15 protein-coding genes and 1 pseudogene are annotated in these 20,040 nt (G+C 75.4%); 7 read left to right on the forward strand and 9 right to left on the reverse strand.

The window, feature by feature from the left end; genetic code table 11:
* Positions 1–319 precede the first annotated feature (319 nt).
* Together IHE55_RS15370 and IHE55_RS15380 are read right to left on the reverse strand one after the other, a co-directional pair.
* Positions 320–1,456, reverse strand: a complete 1,137-nt coding sequence (locus IHE55_RS15370; protein ID WP_232265574.1) for a M56 family metallopeptidase — start codon at positions 1,454–1,456, stop codon at positions 320–322.
* 4 nt (positions 1,457–1,460) lie between these two features.
* On the reverse strand, positions 1,461–1,895 hold the full coding sequence (locus IHE55_RS15380) for a BlaI/MecI/CopY family transcriptional regulator (RefSeq protein ID WP_197989546.1): 435 nt from the start codon (positions 1,893–1,895) through the stop codon (positions 1,461–1,463).
* Positions 1,896–2,180: 285 nt separating this feature from the next.
* On the opposite strand from IHE55_RS15380, the gene IHE55_RS15385 reads away from it, so the two are divergent.
* Positions 2,181–2,921, forward strand: coding sequence for a PP2C family protein-serine/threonine phosphatase (locus IHE55_RS15385; RefSeq protein ID WP_197989547.1), 741 nt, complete (start codon positions 2,181–2,183; stop codon positions 2,919–2,921).
* 108 nt (positions 2,922–3,029) lie between these two features.
* On the opposite strand, the gene IHE55_RS15390 is transcribed toward IHE55_RS15385, so the two are convergent.
* On the reverse strand, positions 3,030–4,178 hold the full coding sequence (locus tag IHE55_RS15390; RefSeq protein WP_307826674.1) for an amidase domain-containing protein: 1,149 nt from the start codon (positions 4,176–4,178) through the stop codon (positions 3,030–3,032).
* 378 nt (positions 4,179–4,556) lie between these two features.
* Between IHE55_RS15390 and IHE55_RS15395 the strand changes: the two are divergent.
* A pseudogene (locus IHE55_RS15395) lies at positions 4,557–4,901 on the forward strand (helix-turn-helix domain-containing protein); the annotation flags it as partial.
* 658 nt (positions 4,902–5,559) lie between these two features.
* On the opposite strand, the gene IHE55_RS15400 reads toward IHE55_RS15395, so the two are convergent.
* Positions 5,560–6,171 carry a ClpP family protease gene (locus IHE55_RS15400; protein WP_197989548.1) on the reverse strand — a complete coding sequence of 204 codons (612 nt, stop codon included), beginning with the start codon at positions 6,169–6,171 and terminating at the stop codon, positions 5,560–5,562.
* A 1-nt stretch (position 6,172) separates the two neighbouring features.
* Positions 6,173–6,859 carry a ClpP family protease gene (locus IHE55_RS15405; protein WP_197992029.1) on the reverse strand — a complete coding sequence of 229 codons (687 nt, stop codon included), beginning with the start codon at positions 6,857–6,859 and terminating at the stop codon, positions 6,173–6,175.
* 500 nt (positions 6,860–7,359) lie between these two features.
* Between IHE55_RS15405 and IHE55_RS15410 the strand changes: the two genes are divergently transcribed.
* From IHE55_RS15410 to IHE55_RS15420, 3 genes are all read left to right on the forward strand, one after another.
* Positions 7,360–7,701, forward strand: a complete 342-nt coding sequence (locus IHE55_RS15410; protein WP_197989549.1) for a heavy-metal-associated domain-containing protein — start codon at positions 7,360–7,362, stop codon at positions 7,699–7,701.
* Between the two features lie 290 nt (positions 7,702–7,991).
* Positions 7,992–8,273, forward strand: coding sequence for a metal-sensitive transcriptional regulator (locus IHE55_RS15415; RefSeq protein WP_197989550.1), 282 nt, complete (start codon positions 7,992–7,994; stop codon positions 8,271–8,273).
* Positions 8,274–8,682: 409 nt separating this feature from the next.
* A complete protein-coding gene (locus IHE55_RS15420; protein WP_197992030.1) occupies positions 8,683–9,243 on the forward strand; it encodes a DUF4396 domain-containing protein in 561 nt (186 codons plus the stop codon).
* A gap of 178 nt (positions 9,244–9,421) precedes the next feature.
* Here the strand turns inward: IHE55_RS15420 and IHE55_RS15425 are convergent, their stop codons facing one another.
* Together IHE55_RS15425 and IHE55_RS15430 are read right to left on the reverse strand one after the other, a co-directional pair.
* On the reverse strand, positions 9,422–10,225 hold the full coding sequence (locus IHE55_RS15425) for a VOC family protein (RefSeq protein ID WP_197989551.1): 804 nt from the start codon (positions 10,223–10,225) through the stop codon (positions 9,422–9,424).
* Positions 10,226–10,677: 452 nt separating this feature from the next.
* Entirely contained in the window at positions 10,678–14,184 is a 3,507-nt protein-coding gene (locus IHE55_RS15430) for a M28 family peptidase (RefSeq protein WP_197989552.1), read from the reverse strand.
* Between the two features lie 722 nt (positions 14,185–14,906).
* Between IHE55_RS15430 and IHE55_RS15435 the strand changes: the two genes are divergently transcribed.
* Positions 14,907–15,671, forward strand: coding sequence for a MerR family transcriptional regulator (locus tag IHE55_RS15435; protein ID WP_197992031.1), 765 nt, complete (start codon positions 14,907–14,909; stop codon positions 15,669–15,671).
* Positions 15,672–16,322: 651 nt separating this feature from the next.
* Here IHE55_RS15435 and IHE55_RS15440 read toward each other — a convergent pair.
* A complete protein-coding gene (locus IHE55_RS15440) occupies positions 16,323–17,789 on the reverse strand; it encodes a helix-turn-helix domain-containing protein (protein WP_307826675.1) in 1,467 nt (488 codons plus the stop codon).
* Between the two features lie 390 nt (positions 17,790–18,179).
* On the opposite strand from IHE55_RS15440, the gene IHE55_RS15445 reads away from it, so the two are divergent.
* Positions 18,180–18,635: an NUDIX hydrolase gene (locus IHE55_RS15445; protein WP_197989554.1), complete on the forward strand. Its 456-nt coding sequence runs from the start codon at positions 18,180–18,182 to the stop codon at positions 18,633–18,635.
* 199 nt (positions 18,636–18,834) lie between these two features.
* On the opposite strand, the gene IHE55_RS15450 is transcribed toward IHE55_RS15445, so the two are convergent.
* Positions 18,835–20,022, reverse strand: coding sequence for a 2-dehydropantoate 2-reductase N-terminal domain-containing protein (locus IHE55_RS15450; RefSeq protein WP_197989555.1), 1,188 nt, complete (start codon positions 20,020–20,022; stop codon positions 18,835–18,837).
* Positions 20,023–20,040: the final 18 nt, after the last annotated feature.

Consider the following 20,040-nt stretch of genomic DNA (forward strand, 5'->3'; position numbering starts at 1 on the left):
CGAGGCGCCGCAGCGCCGCAGCGCCGAGGCGCCTCGCGCGGAGGGAGCGACGGGGTGGCGGGCCGGCCCCGCCGGCCGCCGGGTGACCGGAGGCCGGCCGGTACCGCGCCCCCCTCGCACCACGCCCCCTCGCAGCACGCCCCCGGGTCACGCGCCCGGCGCCTCGCCGCCGCCCGCGCCGTGCCGCCCCCACCGAACCGGCGCCGTGCTGCCCCCACCGAGCCGGCACCGGGCCCACTCCTCCTCGCACCCGCCGGGTCGGAGCGGGGCCGGCGCGCACCCGCCGAGTGAGAGCGGGGCCGGCGCGCGTCCGCCGGGGTCAGAGCGGGGTCGCCGCCTGGAGGACGAGGAAGAGCGCGACCGCCGCGTTCACCGAGGACAGCGCGGAGACCGCGGTGCCCGCCGCGGCCGTCCAGGCGGCCAGCCCCACCGCGGTGAACGCCGGCGGCCAGCCCCGTTCCGGCGGGACCGGGCCCAGCAGCGCGGCCACCCGGCGCGGCACCGGCCCGGGAGCGGCGAACCCGGGCAGGCCGCCGTGCGGTGCGGCGGCCACCGGCGGCCCGCCGGGCCGCGCGGTGAACCCCAGCAGGGTCGCGGGCGGCGCGCCGTACGACACCAGGGCGGCCTTCCCGACGGCCCGGGCCACCACCTTGCGGTCCCCGACCGCCACCGCGGCCTCCTCGTCCGCCCACCGCTCGGCGTTGTAGGCCACCGCGTCCCGCAGCGGCCGCAGCAGCGGGTTGGCCCGGGCGGCCAGCTGCGCCGCCAGCAGATAGCGGTGGTGGCGGGCGGACAGGTGGGCCCGTTCGTGGGCCAGCAGCGCCCCGCGCTCCCGGGCGTCCAGGCAGGCGAGCATCGCCTCGGAGACCACGATCCGGCCGGGAGCGCCGGAGGCGCCCCGGGTGCCGGGCAGCGCGTAGGCGTAGACCCGGGTGTCCGGGACCACCGCCACCGCCGGGTCCACCACCGCCGCCACCGCGAGGTCCGCCGGGGCGGCGGCGGTCGGGTCCGGCGAGTCCGCCGGGTCCAGCCGGCTCCCCGGGTCCAGCCGGCTCCCCGGGTCCGGCCGGCTCCCCGGGTCCGCCGGGCCCGGCAGCCCGGCCAGCGCGCGGTGCGCCTCCTTCCGTACCCGCAGGTGGCGCCGGAGCAGCGAGCCGCAGGCCGCCGCCACCGCGGCGAGCGCCCCGATGGCGGCCTTGCCCGCCACCTCGTCGTACGGGACCGCCGCCCGGACCTCCGGGTCGGACCAGCCGTCGGGCAGCGGGTTGCCGGGGAGCTGCGCGGTGCCGACGACCACCAGCAGCATCAGGCAGAGGGTGCTGCACAGCGCCAGCACGGCACCCACCGCCGAGAGCAGCCGGGTGGCGCTGCGCGGGTGGAGGTGGAGTTCGGCGAGGCGGGCGATCGGCAGCGCCGTGAGGGGGAGGACGAGCGGCAGGAAGACGAAGATGCCCATCGGTTCAGGCCCCCGGGTCGTTCTCCGGCCCGTTCTCCGGCCCGTTGCCCGGATCGTTCGCGGCGTCGCCCAGCAGCTCGCGCACGAGACGCTCGTCGTCCGGGGTGAGTGTGGTGAGGAAGCTGGCCAGCACCGCCTCCCGGTCGTGCTGCCCGTCCAGCACGCGGTGCATCCGCAGCGCCGCCAGTCCCGCCTCGTCGGACGCGGCCCGCCACAGGAACGAGCGGCCGGACCGCTCGCGGGTCACCGCCTTCTTGGCGTGCAGCCGGGACAGGATGGTCATCACCGTGGTGTAGGCCAGGTCGCCGCCCAGGCGTTCCCGGACCCAGACCGCCGCGACCGGGCCCGGCGCCTCCCGCAGCGCGCCCAGGACCTGGGCCTCCAGTTCGCCCTGGCCGCGGCGGCGCGGTCGCGGGTCCTCGCTTCGCGGGCCTCTCACGCCGGTCTCCCTCCACCTGTGCCTGCCGGCCGCCGGACGGCCGGCCGCCCATCGTACTGAGCCGGCGGTGAGGCTGTCCTCGTTGTGGTCGCGGACCAGCCCGGGGTGGCTGGGCCGCGGCGCCGGCGGGCCGTGGCATCCGTGGGCCGTGGCGCCGGGTGGGTCGCGGGAGGCGGGCGGTGGGCGGGACCGGCGGGGCGGGGGTCACCATGGAGACGAGGGGCGCACCCGCGGCTCCCGGCACCGCGCGGGGGTGTGCCCGCAGCCGCCCGGAGGAGCGCCGCCGTGCCGTACACCGCCGTCACCGCCCTCAGCCACCCCGGGCTGGTCCGCGACCACAACGAGGACAGCCTCACCGCCGGCCCGTGGACGCTCTGCGGCACGGTGACCGAGACCCCGCAGACGCTGGTCTTCCCGCTCGGGGCCCCGCTGGTGGTGGCGGTCGCGGACGGTCTGGGCGGGCAGCCGGCCGGTGAGGTGGCGAGCGCCCTGGTGGCCCGCCGGCTGGCCGCGCTCGGCCCGGCGCTGGACGGGGAGGACGCGGTGCGCGACGCGGTGAAGCTCTGCAACCACGCGGTGTACGTGACCGCCGACGGCGCGCCGGAGCTGACCGGCATGGGCACCACCGTGGCGGGCCTGGTGATCGCGGAGGGGGAGGCGCTGGCGTTCAACGTGGGCGACAGCCGGGTCTACGACGCCGGGCCGGACGGGCTCCGCCGGCTGAGCGTGGACGACAACCCGCCGCTGCCGCCCGGACGGCGCACCACGCCGGTGGTCACCCAGACGCTCGGCGGCGGCACCGCCTTCCGTCCCGTCACCCCGCACCTGGCCACGGCCGGGGCGGCGCCCGGGGACCGCTTCCTGGTGTGCAGCGACGGGCTGACCGACCCGGTGCCCGACGAGGCGCTCGGCGAGCTGCTGCGGGTGTACGACGACGGCCGGGCCGCGTTCGAGCTGTGGAAGGCGGCGATCGAGGCCGGCGGCCCGGACAACATCACCCTGGCGGTGGTGCGGATCGGCGCGTGAGAACGCCTGCGGGGCCGACGGCCTTCCGGGCCCGGCCGGCGGACCGGGCCCGTGGGGTCCGGCCGGATGGTGGCGCCCCGCGGCGGCGGGGGCCCGGCCGGTGGGTGATCAGGTGCGGTAGGCGTAGTAGTACGCGTTCGGGTTGGAGGCGATGATGCTCGCCACCGACTTCCGGTACGTGTTGACCGAGTGGTACGTCAGGTACGGCACACCGCTGCTGCTCCGGTAACTGACGATCATGGTGTGGTCCTTCGAGCCGTCCCGGTCGAAGTCCATCTGCATGATGTCGCCGACGCCCATGTAGTAGACGTTCGACAGGTTGGTGGCGCGCTTGTGGTGCAGCGTGAACCAGGACCACTCGTTGGCACCCACCCACGACGTGCTCTGGTACGAGGCGTCGTACCACCAGTTGGTGTAGTCGGAGTACACGCCCGAGTCGTGCTTCCAGCCGCCGGCCTTCAGCGCCTGGCTGATGAAGTTGGTGCAGTCGCCGCCGGCGTCGTTGAACTTGCGGTACGCGGGGTTGTAGTTCTTCCAGTACTTCTCCGCGTAGGCCGCCATGGCCTTGTAGTTGTACTTCCCGGCCGGCTTGGTCTGCGGGCGCGCGGGCCTGGTGATGGCGGCGCGGGTGGCCTTCGGCAGCGCGGTCGCGCCGACGGAGGGCGCGGCGGGGGCCACGGTGGGCTGGTTGATCTGCGGCAGGCCGTCGTCGGTGGGCCTGATGCCGGTCAGCTCCCAGGTGCCGTCCGGCTTGGCGGCGAACTTCAGCTCGTGGTGAGCCTGGAAACCGGTGGTGGCCGGCTCGTCCCCACGGACCTTCTTGTACGTCAGGGTGGTGGTCTCGGTGACCTGGACGGTGGCCTGACCGCCCTTGACGCGGGTCCGGTCGACCGTCACCCGGGTGTCGGCCCCGGTGTAGGCCTCACCGAGTCCGGCCAGCCGCGACTTGCGCGAACGGAGCGTGGACAGACCGGAGTTCTCGGTCCGCGTCACCTTCGCCGACAGCCGGGCCTTCTTGTTCTTCAGCTTCTTGGCCGGCGCTATTCGCCCGGCCGGCCGGTTGTCCAGAAGCGCCGCCGTGCGCTCGGTCAGCACGGCCTCGGCCAGCTGCTCGAAGGACTGGGACGTCGCACGGTCCACCGCACCGGTCCCGGCCGTCCGCGGCTCGGCCGCACCCGCCGCCGACGCGGGCAGGACCACGGCGGAGAGCGCGACGGTCAGCAGCGCCCCCACAGATCTGAACGTGGTTGCTTTCACGAATGCTTCCCCTTGTCACCCGGTCCCCATGGACCGGGAACCGGAATCTTCGCACGAACCCTTTGATGTGTGAGGGGGGTGTGAGGAAATTGGGCATGACGCGCGGGTGTTCCCTCGCGCGACCGTGCGATTCCCCTCTGGGCGGAATGCCGACCGGCTGCCGTGCCGGGGCGGCGCTTCTACTCTGGGACGGTGAGCAACCACGCGCCGAACCCAGCCCGTGCCCGTGTCATGTCACGTCCCCCGGCCCGGCCCACCGCGGCCCCCGTCGTCCCCGCGGCCGTCGGACCGGCCCCGGCCGGCGGTGCCCGGACGGCCGCCGGTGGCGTCCGGACGTCCGCGCCGGTGTCGCACCACGCCGGGGGCCGCCGCGACGGGGTGTCCCCGGCCGGGACCGGTGCGGCCGGCCCCGCGAGGCCGCTGCCGCCGCGGTCGCCGGTGCCCGCCGCCCCGGCCGGCCCGCCGGTGCGGGAGCCGCTGTGGCGGGACGTCGTCGGGGACGTGCTCCGGCGGCAACGCCTGGCGCAGGGACGCACCTTGAAGGACGTCGCCGAGGCCGCCCGCATCTCGCTGCCCTACCTCTCCGAGCTGGAGCGCGGGCTGAAGGAGGCGTCCTCGGAGGTGCTCGCCGCCGCGGCGCACGCCCTGGGACTCGGGCTGGCCGACCTGGTCGCCCTGACGTACGGGGAACTGGCCCGGCGCACCCAGGCGGTGCCCGGCCGGCGGCGGACCGGCTGGGGCGGCCCGGTCCCGGTCACCCCCACGACCGGCGCCGAGCTTCCGGTGACCACCGGCGCCCCCGGCACGGACGGCACCACGGGCGCCGGCGACGCCGACGGTACGGCCGGTACGGCCGGTACGGCGGGCACCGGTGACGCGGCCGGGACCGCCGGGACCGCCGGTTCCCCCGAGGCGGCGCCCGCCGCCGAGGCCGCGCTCGTCGCGGAGACGGAGGCGCACCCGGAGTCGTCCCTGGTCGCGGACACCGCCGTGGTGGCGGACACCGCGGTGGTGTGGCCGGTGGCCGGCCCCGCCGCTGCCGGACCGTGGGGCGGGGCGTCCCCGGTCGCCCGGTACGGCGGTATGTGCCTGGCCGCCTGACCCGGCGGCACACGACGGCCCGCGGGCCGGTGGCGTACGGTCCGCGGGCCGGTGGCGTACGGTCCGCGGACCGGTGGCGTACCGACCGCGGCCGACCGGCGTACCGTCCGTGGACCGGTGGCGTGCGGCCGGCGGGTCGCCGGTGTACGGCCGCGGGCCGGCCGCGCATGTCGGGCCGTGGGTCGGTGACGTATGTCGGGCCGTGGGCCGGTCGGACCGACGGCGCATGTCGGGCCGTGGGCCGGCCGGACCGACGGCGGGCCCGACCGGACCGGGCCGGTCAGAGCGAGGGGGCGGGCAGCACCCGGCGGGTGAGGACCTCGTCCGCCAGCCCGTACGCCACCGCCTCCCGCGCGGTGAACACCTTGTCGCGGTCCATGTCCGCGCGCAGCGTCTCCACCGGGTGGTGGGTGTGCCGGGAGAGCACCTCCTCCACCTGGGAGCGGATGCGCAGCAGCTCCTTGGCCTGGAGGGTCAGGTCCGAGACGGTGCCCTGCTGCCCGCCGCTGGCCGGCTGGCCGAGCAGCACCCGGGCGTGGTCGAGGATGAAGCGGCGTCCCGGATCGCCGCCGGCCAGCAGCACCGCCGCGGTGGAGGCGGCCTGCCCGACGCAGAACGTCGAGATCGGCGCGGAGACGAAGGACATGGTGTCGTAGATCGCCATCAGCGAGGTGTACGAGCCGCCGGGCGAGTTGAGGTAGATGGAGATCTCGGTCTCGTGGCTGACCGACTCCAGGTGGAGCAGCTGGGCGATGACGACGTTGGCCACCCCGTCGTCGATCTCCGTGCCGAGGAAGATGATCCGGTCGGAGAGCAGCCGGCTGTAGATGTCGTACGCCCGCTCGCCCATCGGGGTGCGCTCGATGACGGTCGGGATCGTGTACTGGCCCATGTCAGATTCCCACCCGTCGCCGCGCGCCGGCCGGGCGGACGTCGGCGAGCGACTCCACGACCCGGTCCACCATCCCGTACTCCTTGGCCTGTTCGGCCGTGAACCACCGGTCCCGGTCGCCGTCGCGGGCGATGGTCTCCTCGGTCTGGCCGGTGTGCTCGGCGATCAGCCGCTCCATGGTGCGCTTGGTGAACTCCAGGTTCTCCGCCTGGATCGCGATGTCCGCCGCGGTGCCGCCGATGCCGGCCGACGGCTGGTGCATCATGATGCGCGCGTTCGGCAGGGCGTAGCGCTTGCCCGCGGTGCCGACGGTGAGCAGGAACTGCCCCATGCTGGCGGCGAATCCCATGGCGAGCGTGGCGACGTCGTTGGGGATGAGTCGCATCGTGTCGTAGATCGCCAGCCCGGCCGTCACCGAACCGCCCGGGCTGTTGATGTAGAGGCTGATGTCGGTGCGCGGGTCCTCCGCCGACAGCAGCAGCAGCTGGGCGCAGACCCGGTTCGCGGAGACCTCGTCCACCTGGGTGCCCAGCACGATGATGCGCTGGGCGAGCAGCTGGGCGGCGAGATGGTCGTCGAAGCGCGAGGGCGGGGTGTCCCCGTCGGTGGCGCGCGGCGCGAAGGGCGTGAACCCCGCGGTGCCGACGGTGGGCCCGTACGCCGTCGGGACCGCGCCGGGGGGCGTCATCCAGGGTGACGCGGGACCGGCCATGGGTCCCGCCGTGAGTGCTGCCATCGGTCCTCCTTGCCGTGGCGCGGCGGTGCTCCGCCGCGTGCTCTCCACTGTCGGGCCGCCGGGGGCCGGGAAGCGGGTTTCTCGGCCGGGAGCAGATTCGCCCAGGGCAGAGCGGCGGCGGCCGGACCGGCACGGCGGTGGCGCGGGGCGCGCGGCGGCACCGGCCCGGCGGCAACGAGGGCGGTACGGGACCGGCGGCAACAGGGGCGGCGGCGTGGGACAGGGCGGCGGCCGGACCGGCACGGGCCCGGCGGCGACGGTGGCGGTACGGGAGGGCGGTGGCGACGGTATGGGGCGGGCGGCGGCGGGGGCCGGCCGCCAACAGGGGCGGCGGCGCGGGCGGATCACCGACCGGTAGCGCTCGAACACTTGCGCCGGATACGGGAGGGGGGTATACATGAGCACACACCGGGATACCCCCCGGGGGTAAAATAGAGGCTCCAGGAGGAACCATGTCCGCCACCACCGCAGCCACCACCGCCCCGTCCGCCGCCGAGGAGACCTCCGCCGCGTCCTCGTCCTGCTGCACCCCGGACCACAGCTGCTCCGGCGGCGCCGCCACCGCGGGGCCGGCCGAGGGCGTCCGCACCGTCTACCTCGTCGCCGGTATGACCTGCGGCCACTGCCGGACCACGCTGACCCGCGAGATCGGCGCGGTGGAGGGCGTGGTGTCGGTGGAGGTGGACCTGTCCGCCGGGCAGGTGACCGTGGTCAGCACCGGTGAGCCGGACGACGCGGTGATCGCCGGTGTGGTGGACGAGGCCGGGTACGAGCTGACCGGCCGGGCCGGCTGAGGCGGCGGTCCGCGTCCGGAGCCCGGCCCTGCCCCGCCGGGCTCCGCGCCGTGTCACGGCCCGTTCGGCCGCCCGCGTCGCCGCCGGCCCGCGCCCGTGCGCCCTTCCGCCGCGACCGGCCGACCCGTACGGCACCGGCGGGGGCGGACCGGCATCGCGCCGGTCCGCCCCCCGCCGTCGTTCCTCCGTCCCCCGCCCGTCCCTCGCCTGCCCCCGCCCGCTCCGCGTGGACGGTGCGGAGCCCGTCGATGCCTGTCGATGCCTGTCGATGCTTGTCGAGATGAGGACCCATGACCGGTTACACCAGCCACAAGGAGAGCATCCGCAAGCGCCTGCGCCGGATCGAGGGACAGGTGCGGGGTCTGCAGCGGATGGTCGAGGAGGACGCGTACTGCATCGACGTCCTCACCCAGGTGTCCGCCACCACCGCCGCACTCCAGTCCTGCTCGCTCGCGCTGCTGGAGGAGCACCTCAACTGCTGCGTCACCGAGGCGCTGGCCCGGGGCGGCGACGAGGCGAAGGCGAAGGTGGACGAGGCCTCGCGGGCCATCGCCCGGCTGGTCCGGGCGTGAACCCCGGGCCGTGCCGGGCGTCGGCCGCCGCCGGGCCGCGGCGAGTGTGGGGTGCCGCCGGGCCGTGCCGGACACCGGTCGCGGCCGGGTCGCGCCGGGCAGCGGTCACCGGAGAGGGCGGAGAACCCGTTGCGGTATACCCCTGGGGGGTATACATTCGGGGTGTGGGGCAGTGAGCCCGCACCACGAGGTCGAAGGGATCACCGTCATGCAGCACTCCAGCCACCACCACCCGGCCGGCGACGCGGGCGACGGCCACGCCGCCGCCCACCACGGACCGCACGGCGGCCACGGTGCGCACGCCTCGCACACGGGTCACGGCGGTCACGGTGCCCACGGCTCGCACGCTGGTCACGGCGGCCACGAGGGGCACGTGGATCACAGCAGTCACGCGGGGCACCCGGCCTCCATGGACCCCACGCAGCACGAGCGTCACGAGCACCGGACACACCGCACCGACCATGCGCGCCACGCAGGCCGGGCGCCCCACGCAGATCACGCACACCACGCGCATCACGCGGGTCACGGGGGTCAGGGCGCCTCCTGGCGGACCGCGGCCCAGGCCACCCTGCACTGCCTCACCGGCTGCGCCATCGGTGAGGTGCTGGGCATGGTCATCGGCACCGCCGTCGGGCTGTCGGCCGGTGCCACCATCGCCCTCGCCGTCGCCCTGGCCTTCGTCTTCGGCTACGCGCTGACCATGCGCGGCGTGCTCAGGGCCGGTCTCCCGGTGCGCCAGGCGCTGAAGGTGGCGCTCGCCGCCGACACCGTCTCGATCCTCGTCATGGAGATCATCGACAACTCGGTGATGATGGCGGTCCCCGGTGCCATGGACGCCGGCCTCGCCGACCCGCTGTTCTGGGGCGCGCTGGCCTTCGCGCTCGCCGCCGCCTTCGTCCTCACCGTGCCGATCAACCGCTGGCTGATCTCCCGTGGCAAGGGCCACGCGGTGGTCCACGCCTACCACTGACCCGGCGCGGGACGGCGGCCCCCGCGCCCCGGCCCGGGGCCCCGGCCGCCGCCCCGCCGCACGGCCGCCCCCGGCAACCACGCGCAGGTCGCCCGCCAGCCACCCGGAGGCCGCCCCGGTGCGGGCCGGGCCCCGCCGGCCGGCCCGCTCCCGATCCGTCGCCCGGTCCGGCGCCGGGTCAGGCGGCGTCGTCGGACAGGTCCGGCATCTCCCCCTGGGCGGCGGACAGGTCGATGACCGAGAAGGGCGCGCCCTGCGGGTCGCGCACCGAGGCGAACCGCCCGAAGGGGGTGTCCATCGGCCCGGCGAGCAGCGTTCCGCCGTTCCCGGTCGCGGCGGCCACCGCGGCGTCGCAGTCCGCCACGCCGAAGTACACGTTGATGTACGGGGGGACCTCCGGCGGGAACTCCTCGCCCATCCGCATCCGCCCCAGCACCGGGGTGTCGCCGAGCTGGAAGACCTTGAAGTCGATGTGCTCGTCGGCCATCCGCTTCAGCCGGTACGGGAAGACGGCGGGGAAGAACGCGTCGGTCCGCTCCGGTTCGCGGGTGTACACCTCTGCCCAGGCGAAGGCGCCCGGCTGCCCGTACGCCCCGAAGCCCTCGTGACGGTTGGCCTGCCAGGCGCCGAAGGTGGTGCCGCCCGGCTCCCGGGCGAGCAGCATGGAGCCGAAGTCGCCGACCTCCATCGGGCCCATCAGCACCTCTCCGCCACGGTCCCGGACCGCCGCGGCGGTGGCGGCGACGTCGGGGGAGGCGAGGTAGAGGCACCAGCCGGCCGGGCCCGGTTCCTGGCCGGGCATCGGCGGGGCGAGTGCGGCGACGGGCTTGCCGTCCGCGTACGCCTGGCTGTAGCCGCCGTACTCCTCGGCCCCCTCGTCGAACGTCCAGCCCAGTACGGCGCCGTAGAAACGCTTGGCGCCCGCCAGGTCCGCGAACGTCGCGTCGGCCCAGCAGGGGGTGCCTTCCGGTTGCACAGCCATCGGCTGACTCCTCGCACAGTGTCCTGATTGCCACTCTTGGGGCGTTCTGTGCACACGCTAGCCAGTACCGTTCGCCGCACCGCCGTTCGCCGCGCCGCGGCCGGCCGCCGCGTTCCCCGCGCCACCGTCCCCGGCCCGGGGCCGGGCCGTACCGCCCGTGCCGGGCCGTACCCCGCCGGTGGCCGGGCGGCACCGCGCCCCCGCCGCCCGTCGCGGTACACGAAGCGGCGGGGCGGGGACCCGCTGGTCCCCGCCCCGCCGTCGTACGGGCCGGCCGGTCCCGACCGGCCGGCCCGCGACCACTGCCCGGCTCCCCCGGCCGCCGTCAGCCGTGCTCGGCCGCGGCTGCACTCAGCCGTGGCCGTGCTGAGCCGCGACCGCACCCGGTCGCTGCCCCGCCGGCCCGGCCGTACCGGAACCGGACGGTCCCGGGCGGCCGGGGGAGTCGTGCGTCAGCTCGCCTGCACGGACACGTCGTCCACCACGAAGCTGGTCTGCAGGCTGGCGTCCTCGGTACCGGTGAAGGTCAGGGTGACCTGCCGTCCGGCGTACGCGCTGAGGTCCACCGTGCGCTGGGTGTAGCCGCTCGCCGCGTCCGTGTTGGAGAGCGAGTCGAGCGTGCTGGTCCCGGCCTTGACGGTGAAGGTGTCGTACGCGGTGTTCTCGGTCTCCGCGGTGTCCACGTGCACCCAGTAGGTGAGCGTGGCCCGGGTGCAGTCCGCCGGCACCGTCACGGTCTGGCTGATGGTGTCGCTCTCGGCGTACCCGTAGCCGCCCAGCCAGGCGAAGCGGGTGCCGCTGTGCGCGTTCTGGCCGGCGTGCGCGCCGATCGCCCCGGTGTCCCCGGTCCACGGCGAGGTGCCGCTCTCGAAGCCACCGTTGGTGATCAGCTGCCCGGCCTGGCAGCCGCCGGAGCCCTTCACGGTGAGGGTGAAGGTGGTGGTGTGGCTGACCGTGCCGGTGCCGGTGACGGTGATGGTGTAGGTGCCCGGCGCGGCGGAGGCGGTGGTGGCCACCGTCATGGTCGCGCTGTTGCCCGAGGTCACCGACGAGGGGCTGAAGGAGACCGTCACCCCGGCCGGGGCACCGGACGCGGACAGGTTCACCGTCTGCGCGCTGCCGCTGGTGGTGGCGGTGGAGATGGTCGAGGTGACCGAGGCTCCGGGGTCCACCGAGCCCGAGGCCGGGCTGGCCGACACCGAGAAGTCGTTGGCCGCGGTGCCGCCGACGGCGACCTTCCACAGGGTGTAGGCGATGCCGTCCACGCTGCGGTTCAGCCCGGTGGCGTTGATGTTGTTCGTGGTGTCACAGGAGGAGTGGTAGCAGGGGTCGTAGGCGCTCCCCGCGGTACCGCCCCACTTGCTCGCCTGGGCCGAGGTCTTCCGGGCGCTGGCGCCCATCGCGTACCCGGAGGTCGGGATGCCGATCTGCTCGAAGGAGTAGTCGTCGGAGCGGCCGGCGCCCTCGGTGTTCTCCTCCGGCTGCAGGTTCAGCGAGTCCCAGTACGCCTTCATCGGCTGGGCCGCGGCGGAGGTGATGTGGTTGATGAAGTAGCCGCCGTTGGTGGAGGCGACCATGTCGAAGTTGTAGTACGTCTTGATCTGGGACCGCTGGGCGGAGGTGAGGGAGCGGGCGTAGAAGTCGGAGCCGTTGAGCCCCTGCTCCTCGTCCGTCCACCAGGCGAACCGCACCCGGTTGCGCATGGTCGGGTTCTTCTCCGCCAGCACCAGGGCGGTCTCCAGCAGCGCGGCGGAGCCGGAGCCGTTGTCGTTGATGCCCGGTCCGGCCGAGACGCCGTCCAGGTGCGCGCCGAACATGTGGACGCTGTTGGCGTCACCGCCCGGCCACTCGGCGATCAGGTTGGGGCCGGCGCCGCTGGTGCAGCCGGAGGTGCAGGGCTGCTCGGTGACGGTGTACCCGGCGGCCTGCAGCTTGCCCTTCACGTAGGCCACCGAGTCGCGGTAGCCCTGGCCGGTGGACCGGCGGTTGCCGCCGTTGCGGGAGGCGATGGACTGGAACTCGGTCAGGTGCGCCTGGACCTTGGCCACGTCGATGTCCGGGGCGGTGCCGCCGGGCGTGCCGCCGCCGATGGTCAGCGTGTACTGCGCGGTGTGGCTGACCGTGCCGGTGCCGGTGACGGTGATGGTGTAGGTGCCCGGCGCGGCGGAGGCGGTGGTGGCCACCGTCATGGTCGCGCTGTTGCCCGAGGTCACCGACGAGGGGCTGAAGGAGACCGTCACCCCGGCCGGGGCACCGGACGCGGACAGGTTCACCGTCTGCGCGCTGCCGCTGGTCGTGGTGGTGGAGACCGTCGCGGTGGCCGAGGAACCGGGGTTCACGCTGCCCGAGGACGGGCCGATGGCCAGCGAGAAGTCGGCGCCCGGGGTGCCCGAGCAGGTCGGGTCACCGGTCTGCGCGGGCACGCTGACGGCGTCCCAGGCGGCCTTGGTCCGGTTGAACAGGGTGCAGGTGGAGTCGAGGTTCTTCGCGGCGGTCAGGGTCGCGGTGCGGTACTTCTTGTGGGTCATGCCGCTGGTCTTCAGCAGCATCCCGCCGTAGAAGATCTTGCCGGCGTTCTGGATGCCCACGCCGGTGACGGTGGAGTTGTTGCAGGTCGGGCTGGTCGGCTTGCCGTCACCCGGGTTCGACCCCTCGGAGAGCAGGTAGAACCAGTGGTTGAGCGGACCGGCCGCCGCGTGCACCTCGGTGCTGGGGATCGAGGAGGAGTAACAGTTGGGGTGGTTGAGGCGCGACGGGTCGTACATGTTGCGGATCGGCCCGTTGCCGGTGAGGTTGATCATCTCGCCGACGAGGTAGTCGCCCGGGGTGTCGTACGGCGCCGGCTGGTTGGCGTACGCCTCGGTGAGGGCGCCGAAGATGTCACCGGTGGCCTCGCCCAGGCCGGCCTCGTTGTTCGCGCCGCCGGGGGTGTTCTGGTCGATGCCGTGGCCGTACTCGTGGGCCACCACGTCCATCCCGGCGATCCACTCGCCGGCCCGGTTGCGGCCGATGGTGATCCGGGAGCCGTCCCAGTAGGCGTTCTGCTCGTTCAGCCCGACCCGGGTCGGCCAGCTGCCGCCGTTGCCGTTGTGCCCGTTGCGGCCCAGCCAGTCCCGGAGCATGTTCCACTGCTTCTGCGCCGCGAACATCGCGTCGACGCAGCCGGTCTCCTTGCTGGTGGGGTTGCCGGTGCCCCAGCTGTCGGTGGACTTGGTGAACACCGTGCCGGTGGCGTGGTCGGCGCAGCTCAGGCCGGGCCGGCCCGGGTCCCGCAGCGAGTACTGGCCACCGGAGGAGGTGGTGTCGATGGACAGCGGGCTGGGGCCGTTCCACTTGCTGCTGCCGGTGCCGGCGCGCACGTCGTCGTAGCTCTCCAGCACCTTGCCGGTGGTGGCGTCCACGTAGACGTGCAGCCGGCTGGGCGCGGTGGCGGTGCGGCCGGTGACGACGGTCTCCCAGGCCAGCCGGGCCTTGCCGCCCTGCATCTTCACCACCAGCCGGCGGGACTCGGTCCGGTCGGCCTTCTTCAGCCGGGCGCGGCTGGTGCGCTCCGCCTCGGCGCCGGTGACCTTGGCCCTGGTGGACACCGAGATCCGGGACCGGCCGGTGGAGGACTGCACCGCGCGGACCTTGCCCTTGCCGTCGGCGAGGACCACCGCGTCCCCGCCCACCACGGGCAGACCGCGGTACGTGCGGTCGTACGCGACCGAGTACAGGCCGTTGACCCAGGGGGTGACCATGGCGCGGTCGTAGCGCTCCTCGGGCCCCTTGGCGAGGGCGTCCAGCCCACTGGCCGCGGCCTTGTCGGCGGCGGATATCGCCCGGGAGACGGGGGTGACGGGCTTCGGCGCCGGTTCGGACCGGGGGGTGGCCGAGGCCGTGGACAGGGCGGGCAGCGCCGCCGCCCCGAGTGTGACGGCCAGGGAGAGGCCGGCCACCGTGAATCTTCGTAGCACCATGGCTCCTTGTGGGGGTTGGTGAGCCTCGCGCGGGTGTCGGCGCGAGGTTGGTGCTCGCGCTTCCGCGCAGGTGGTGCCGCCCGCCCGCGCGGGTGCACGCCGACGGGGGAGGGTGCGCGGAGTGGTGCGCGCGAGTGCTGGTGGTGCGGGGGGTGTTTCCGGTGGTGCGGGTGGTGCCGGTGGTACACCCGGCCGTGGGCGCGCCCGCACGTACCGCCGAACCCGGTGACTCCCGGACGCACAGCGGCGGCACGAACAAGGCATGTCCATGACCTGGCTGCGGCACAGTCACATCCCGGTGGCCGCATCGTCAATGGAAGGCCTGGACCGGTCGCCCTTTGTCAAAAACCGGCAAGCCGCGATCGATATCCGAACCGGGTGGACGCCACCCCGGCAGCACCGCCGCACGGACCGGGGCCATGCCCACCGGCCACCGGCCACCGACTGCCGGCCACCGGCCGTCGACCGCTGACCGCCGATCACTGGCCGCCGACCGTCGACCGCCCGGGGTCGCGTACCCCTCCGGGCCGGGTCGCCGGTGACGCGCCGGGGTCGCGTACCTCTCCGGGCCGGGTCGCCGGTGACGCGCCGGGTGCCGGTCCGGCGGGCCGGACGCCGGTGCCCGTCCCGGAGGAAATCCGGCGCTTGCGCCTTCCGTTGCGGCAACTTCTACGGTCGTGCGTGTGGCCGGAGGGACCGGCCCGGCGAGGGAGGCACCGGCCATGGCCTGGTCGATCGCGGAGGTGGCGCGGATGTCCCGGGTGACGTCGCGGACGCTGCGGTACTACGACGAGATCGGCCTGCTGCCACCCGCCTGGATCGGGAGCAACGGGCACCGCTACTACGAGGAGGCCGGTCTGCTGCGGTTGCAGCAGATCCTGCTGATGCGGGAGCTGGGCCTGGGGCTGCGCGAGATCCGGGCGGTCCTGGACAGCCGGCGCGACCAGGTGGCCGTGCTCCGCGAGCACCACCAGCGGCTGCTCGCGGAACGGGACCGGCTGGAGACGCTGGCCCGCACGGTCGGCCGCACCATCGCCGAACTGGAAGAAGGTGAGGGGAAGGGCCGCATGACGAAGATCAACAAGCCGGAGAACCTGTTCGAGGGGTTCCAGGCGCCCTCCGAGGCGGAGGCCGAGGTACGGGAGCGGTGGCCGCAGGCGTGGGAGCAGTCCCGGCAGGCCGTCGAGGCGATGTCCGCCGAGGACATGGAGCGCTGGCAGCGCGAGGTGACGGCGCAGATGATCCGCATGGCGGAGTTCATGGTGGCCGGCACGCCGGTGACCGACCCTGCGGTACAGGACGAGGTGGACGCCAACTACCGGGGCATCTGCCAGTTCTGGACCCCGACCGCGGAGGCGTACAAGGGGGTCGCCCGCACCTATGTCGAGGACCCGCAGATGCGGGCCAACTTCGACCGGATCGCCGACGGTCTCGCCGAGTACCAGCGCGATGCGATGACCGTGTACGCCGACACCCGGCTGAGCTGACCGCACCCCGACGGGCCGTCCGGCGGGTGATGGGCACGGCCGGCGGCGAACGGCCGCGCCGCCGGCGGTGCCTCGTGCCTCGGGGAGGTCCGCCCTGCCACCGGTCCGGGGCGGGTGGTGCGGTCCGGGGCGGGTGGTGCGGTCCGGGGCGGGCGGCACGGGTCCGCCGCACCGGGACGGCGCAGCTCACGGGGGACGGTGTGGTCCGCGCCTGGCCGGTGTGGCGCGCGGGGAGACGGTGAGGCCCACCGGCGGAGGGCGTCACGCGCGGGTGGACGGCGTGGCCCATGGGGGGAGGCCGGGCGCACGGGGACGGCCGGGCACACGGGTACGGGCCGACGTCCGGGACCGCCGCGGGTGGGGGCCCGCGCGGCCGGGGCGGCACCGGCACCCGGCAGGGACCACGGCCGTCGGTCCGCCCGGCGCGTGGCCGGGTGTCGGCACCCTGAGCGGTACGGGACCGGGAGCCGGCACCCACTGCGGTGGCGTTGGGCCGCCGACCGGCAGCGGCACGGGGCTCGCAAGCCGGTGCCCCGAGCGGCACGGGGCCGGGGGCCGGCACCCCGAGCGGCACAAGATCGCCGGCCGGCGCCCCGGCGGGAGATGACGGGGCAGGGGCCGCCGGCCGGCGGCCCGGCGGCGGGTGGCGGGTCAGGGGCGGTCGTCGGCCAGGGCGGCCAGCCGCTCGCGGAACTCCCGGACCTCGCGGAGCCCGCCCCAGCCACCGGCCAGCCGCCGGTCCAGCCCGTGCAGTTCGCGGGCGACGGTCAGCCGCCGGGCCGCCGCCGCCTCGGCCACCACCGGTGCCGCGAGGTCCAGGGCCACGTCGGGGTGTCCGGCGCAGGCGTGGCAGTCCGCCAGCCGCACGGTGAGCAGCAGCCGGGCGGGCAGCATGGCCGGCGGGAGGCTCCCCAGGGCCCGCGCGGTCGCCCGGACGGCACGGCGGGCGGCGGCCCGGTCCGCCACCGCGGTGGACAGGTCGCGCAGCGCGCCGCCGGCCGCCGACTCGATCCGCAACTCGCCGCCGCCGCCCCGCAGCCAGGGGGCCTCCTCCAGGTCGTGGCGGCCCAGCCGGGCCAGCCCCCGGCGTCCCAGGGTCAGGTGGTGGCGGCTCTCCGCGCCCTCGCCGAGCAGCGCGTGGCCCCGCGCCTGGTACAGGTGCCCCAGCACCGCGGTCCAGCCGCGCCGGGGGTCCAGCGCCGCCAGGGCCTGGGCGTACCCGAGGGCCGACGCGGCGTCGCCGTCCAGCCGCGCCAGTACGCTCATGTCGACCAGCACGGTGGCCCGTACCGGTACGGCGTCGGCCGCGTCCGCCCAGCGCAGCGCGTGCCCGAACCAGGCCATGGCGATGGCGCTCTGGCCCCGGTGCATCCGCAGCCGGCCCGCGAGCTGGGCGTAGCGCGCGGCGAGCCGCAACTGCCCGGCGGCCGGCCGGCCCGCCGCGTCCGCCGCCCGCGCCCAGTCCACCACCGAGCGCAGGACCCGTTCCACGGTGCCCAGCAGGGCGGTGGAGGTGGTGTGCGTGGTGACGCGCAGGCATCCGTCGAGCAGCGCGGTGAGGCCGTGGACGACGTCCGGGTCCGCCGTGACCGGCGTCCGGGCCGTTCCCGCCGCCTCCACCTCGGCGAGCAGCGCCGGCAGGTCGCCCGCGGCGGGCACCGGACAGTCGGCGGGGCCGTGCAGCGGACAGGGCGTGCCGTCCGGGGAGAGCCGGGCCGGCCACTCGCCGGTCACCGCCGCGGGGGCCGGGGGCGCCGGGGACGGGGGTCCGTCGCCGCGCCGGCCCCCCGGCAGAGGTGTGAACAGTCCCGGCTCCAGCCGCGGCGCGCCGGTCCGGCCGGGCGCGCCGGTCACCTCGGCCACCCCGGCCACCAGGGCGGTCAGCTCACCGCCGGTCGCCAGCGCCGCGTCCAGCCGGCGCACCAGATCCGCCGGGGGCTCCCGCAGGCCGCTCTCCCACTTGCTGATCAGGGTGTGGTGGTAGCCCAGCCGCAGGCCGAGCTGGTGCTGGGTGAGTCCGGCCCGCCGGCGGTGGTACTTCAGCCGGCTGCCGAACTCGGCCAGCCGGCCGGCCGGCCGCGGTCGTCCGGTCGGTTCCTGCGGTCTGATCTCGCGCACGGGCATCGGCCACTCCTGTCGAGTCCCCTCCGGCCGAGCCACCGCTCGGCCGTCGGCCGTTCGCCCATGCGTGGCACCCGTGTCGCGCCGCGCTCAGCCGCGGTCGGAGGTTAGCCGCCCCCGACTTCTCCGGACACGGGCTTTACCCAAAGCTGGTGCGCGAGGCGCCGACGGGCCGAGGACCGGGCCGTGGGGCCGGGCCGGGGCGGGACGCCACCGGGAGCCGGCCGGTGCCGGTCGGCCACGGGTCGGGAGCCTGCCCCGGCCGCGGGGTTGGCCGGGGGCACAGGGTCGCCGGTGCCGGTCGCTGCTGATCTGGCTCCGCCTGCGCTCATGGCGCCGCATGGATCGTGGACGGCGGGATACGGTCCGGTGGGAGGTGCGAGGGGAATGAGTTTCCGGTTGGCGGCGTACGCCGTGTGCATCGAGGACGGCCGGGTACTGCTCGCCCGTCACGTGTCGGACAACTGGACTCTTCCGGGCGGCAGGGTCGAGCACGCGGAGGATCCGTTTGACACGGTGGTCCGGGAGGTTGCCGAGGAGACCGGCTGCTCCGCGGTGGTCGAGCGCCTGCTGGGCGTGGATTCCAGGGTGATCCCCGCAGCCGTCGCGCGGGCGGGAATCGAGCACCAGAATGTCGGTGTCTTCTACCAGGTCCGTATCACTGGCGGCCGGCTCCGGCCGGAGCCGAACGGCGAAACCGTCGAGTCGGTCTGGACTCCGATTCCCGATGTCGCTCGTCTGCGCCGGTCATCGCTGGTCGATGTCGGCCTCGCCCTGGCTCGGACCCTTCCGGTGACCGGCCACGTCGATGCCGTTCCGGTCTGCGGCCTGATCCAGCACTGAGGCGCAGCGCCGGCCACACCATCGCCCGTTCTCGTCCGACGGAGGTCCACCGGGCTTCAGAACCACCGCCGACACCCCCTGCCCGAACCGGACACCGGCCTGGGCGCGGAGCGGTGGGCGTCGGGTGGCGAGCGGACAAGGACAGGCCAAGGGCCGGGGCGGGGGCGCGCCGTCATCTCCGGGGCCGGGGCGCCCGCCGTCAGTCCGGGACCGGGCCGGTGGGCACGCGGGCGGCGCTGAGTTCGGCGAGCAGTTCCGGGCCGCTCCAGGTCCGCGCCGCCTCCGGCCCCGCCGCCTCCGCCTGCCGCACCAGCGTGACCAGGCGGGCGTTGACCGGTGCCCGCAGGCCGTGCTGTTCGGCCAGGGAGACGATCTCGCCCTGGAGGCTGTCGATCTCGGTGGGCCGGCCGCGCCGCAGGTCCTCCCACATGGACGAGCGCGCCTCGGCGTCGATGGCGAGGGTGGCGGCGGCCAGTCGGCGGAACACCGGGTCCGGCAGCCGCAGCAGACGCGGCATCCAGAGGGCGGGCAGGGCGCCCAGCCGGGCCGGCCGCACCTCCGCCGCGCGGTACGCGGCGAGCGCCTCGCGCTGGCACAGCGCCAGGCAGAAGCGGTAGGGGCGCCGGCCGAGCTGGTCCCGCAGCGGCAGCCCGGACAGGGCGTTGATCGCGTTGTTGAGGTTCATCAGCAGCTTGGCGTGCTGGATCTCGCGCATGTCCGGCCGGGCCTCGACCCGCAGTCCGGCACGGGCGAGCAGCGCGGTCAGCGGTGCCCCGGCCGGGTCGTCGTCGATCATCAGCACGCCCGCGGTGCCCTGGTGGAACCGGCCCGGGGCGGTCTGCACCACGTTGTACGGGACCATGCCCGCCAGCACCCGTGGGGCCCGCCGCCGGTCGGCCGCCGCCTCTCCGGCCGCCGGCTCCGCTGCCCCCGCCGCCGGCCGGCCCGGGCCGGTGACCGTGCCGGTGCCGGGTCCGCGCGTACCGGCGTCCGCCTCCGCACCGTCCCGGTCCCGCAGCCCGGCCCGGAGGACCTCCGGGTTGCGCAGACCGTTCTGGAAACTCACCACCACGGCACCCGGCGCGAGGTGCGGGGCGAGCTGACGTGCGGCCTCCCGGGTCGCCGCGGACTTCACGGTGACCAGCACGTGGTCGGCGTCCGTCGCGGCCTCCGCGGAGGTGGACAGGCGTACCGCCGCCGGATCGACCCGGGTGACCGGGCGGCCGCCACCGCTGACCACGAGACCGTGCTTCCGCAGCGCCTCCATCGCCGCCGGCCGGCCGATCAGGGTGACATCGGCGAACGGCGCCAGTCGGCCGCCGAGATGACAGCCGATGCTGCCGGCGCCGAACACGGCGATCCGGGGGCGCGGTGCGGGGTGCGGCATGACCTCTCCTCACGATCG

This window comes from Streptomyces pactum, from assembly GCF_016031615.1.
GTDB lineage: Bacteria > Actinomycetota > Actinomycetes > Streptomycetales > Streptomycetaceae > Streptomyces > Streptomyces pactus.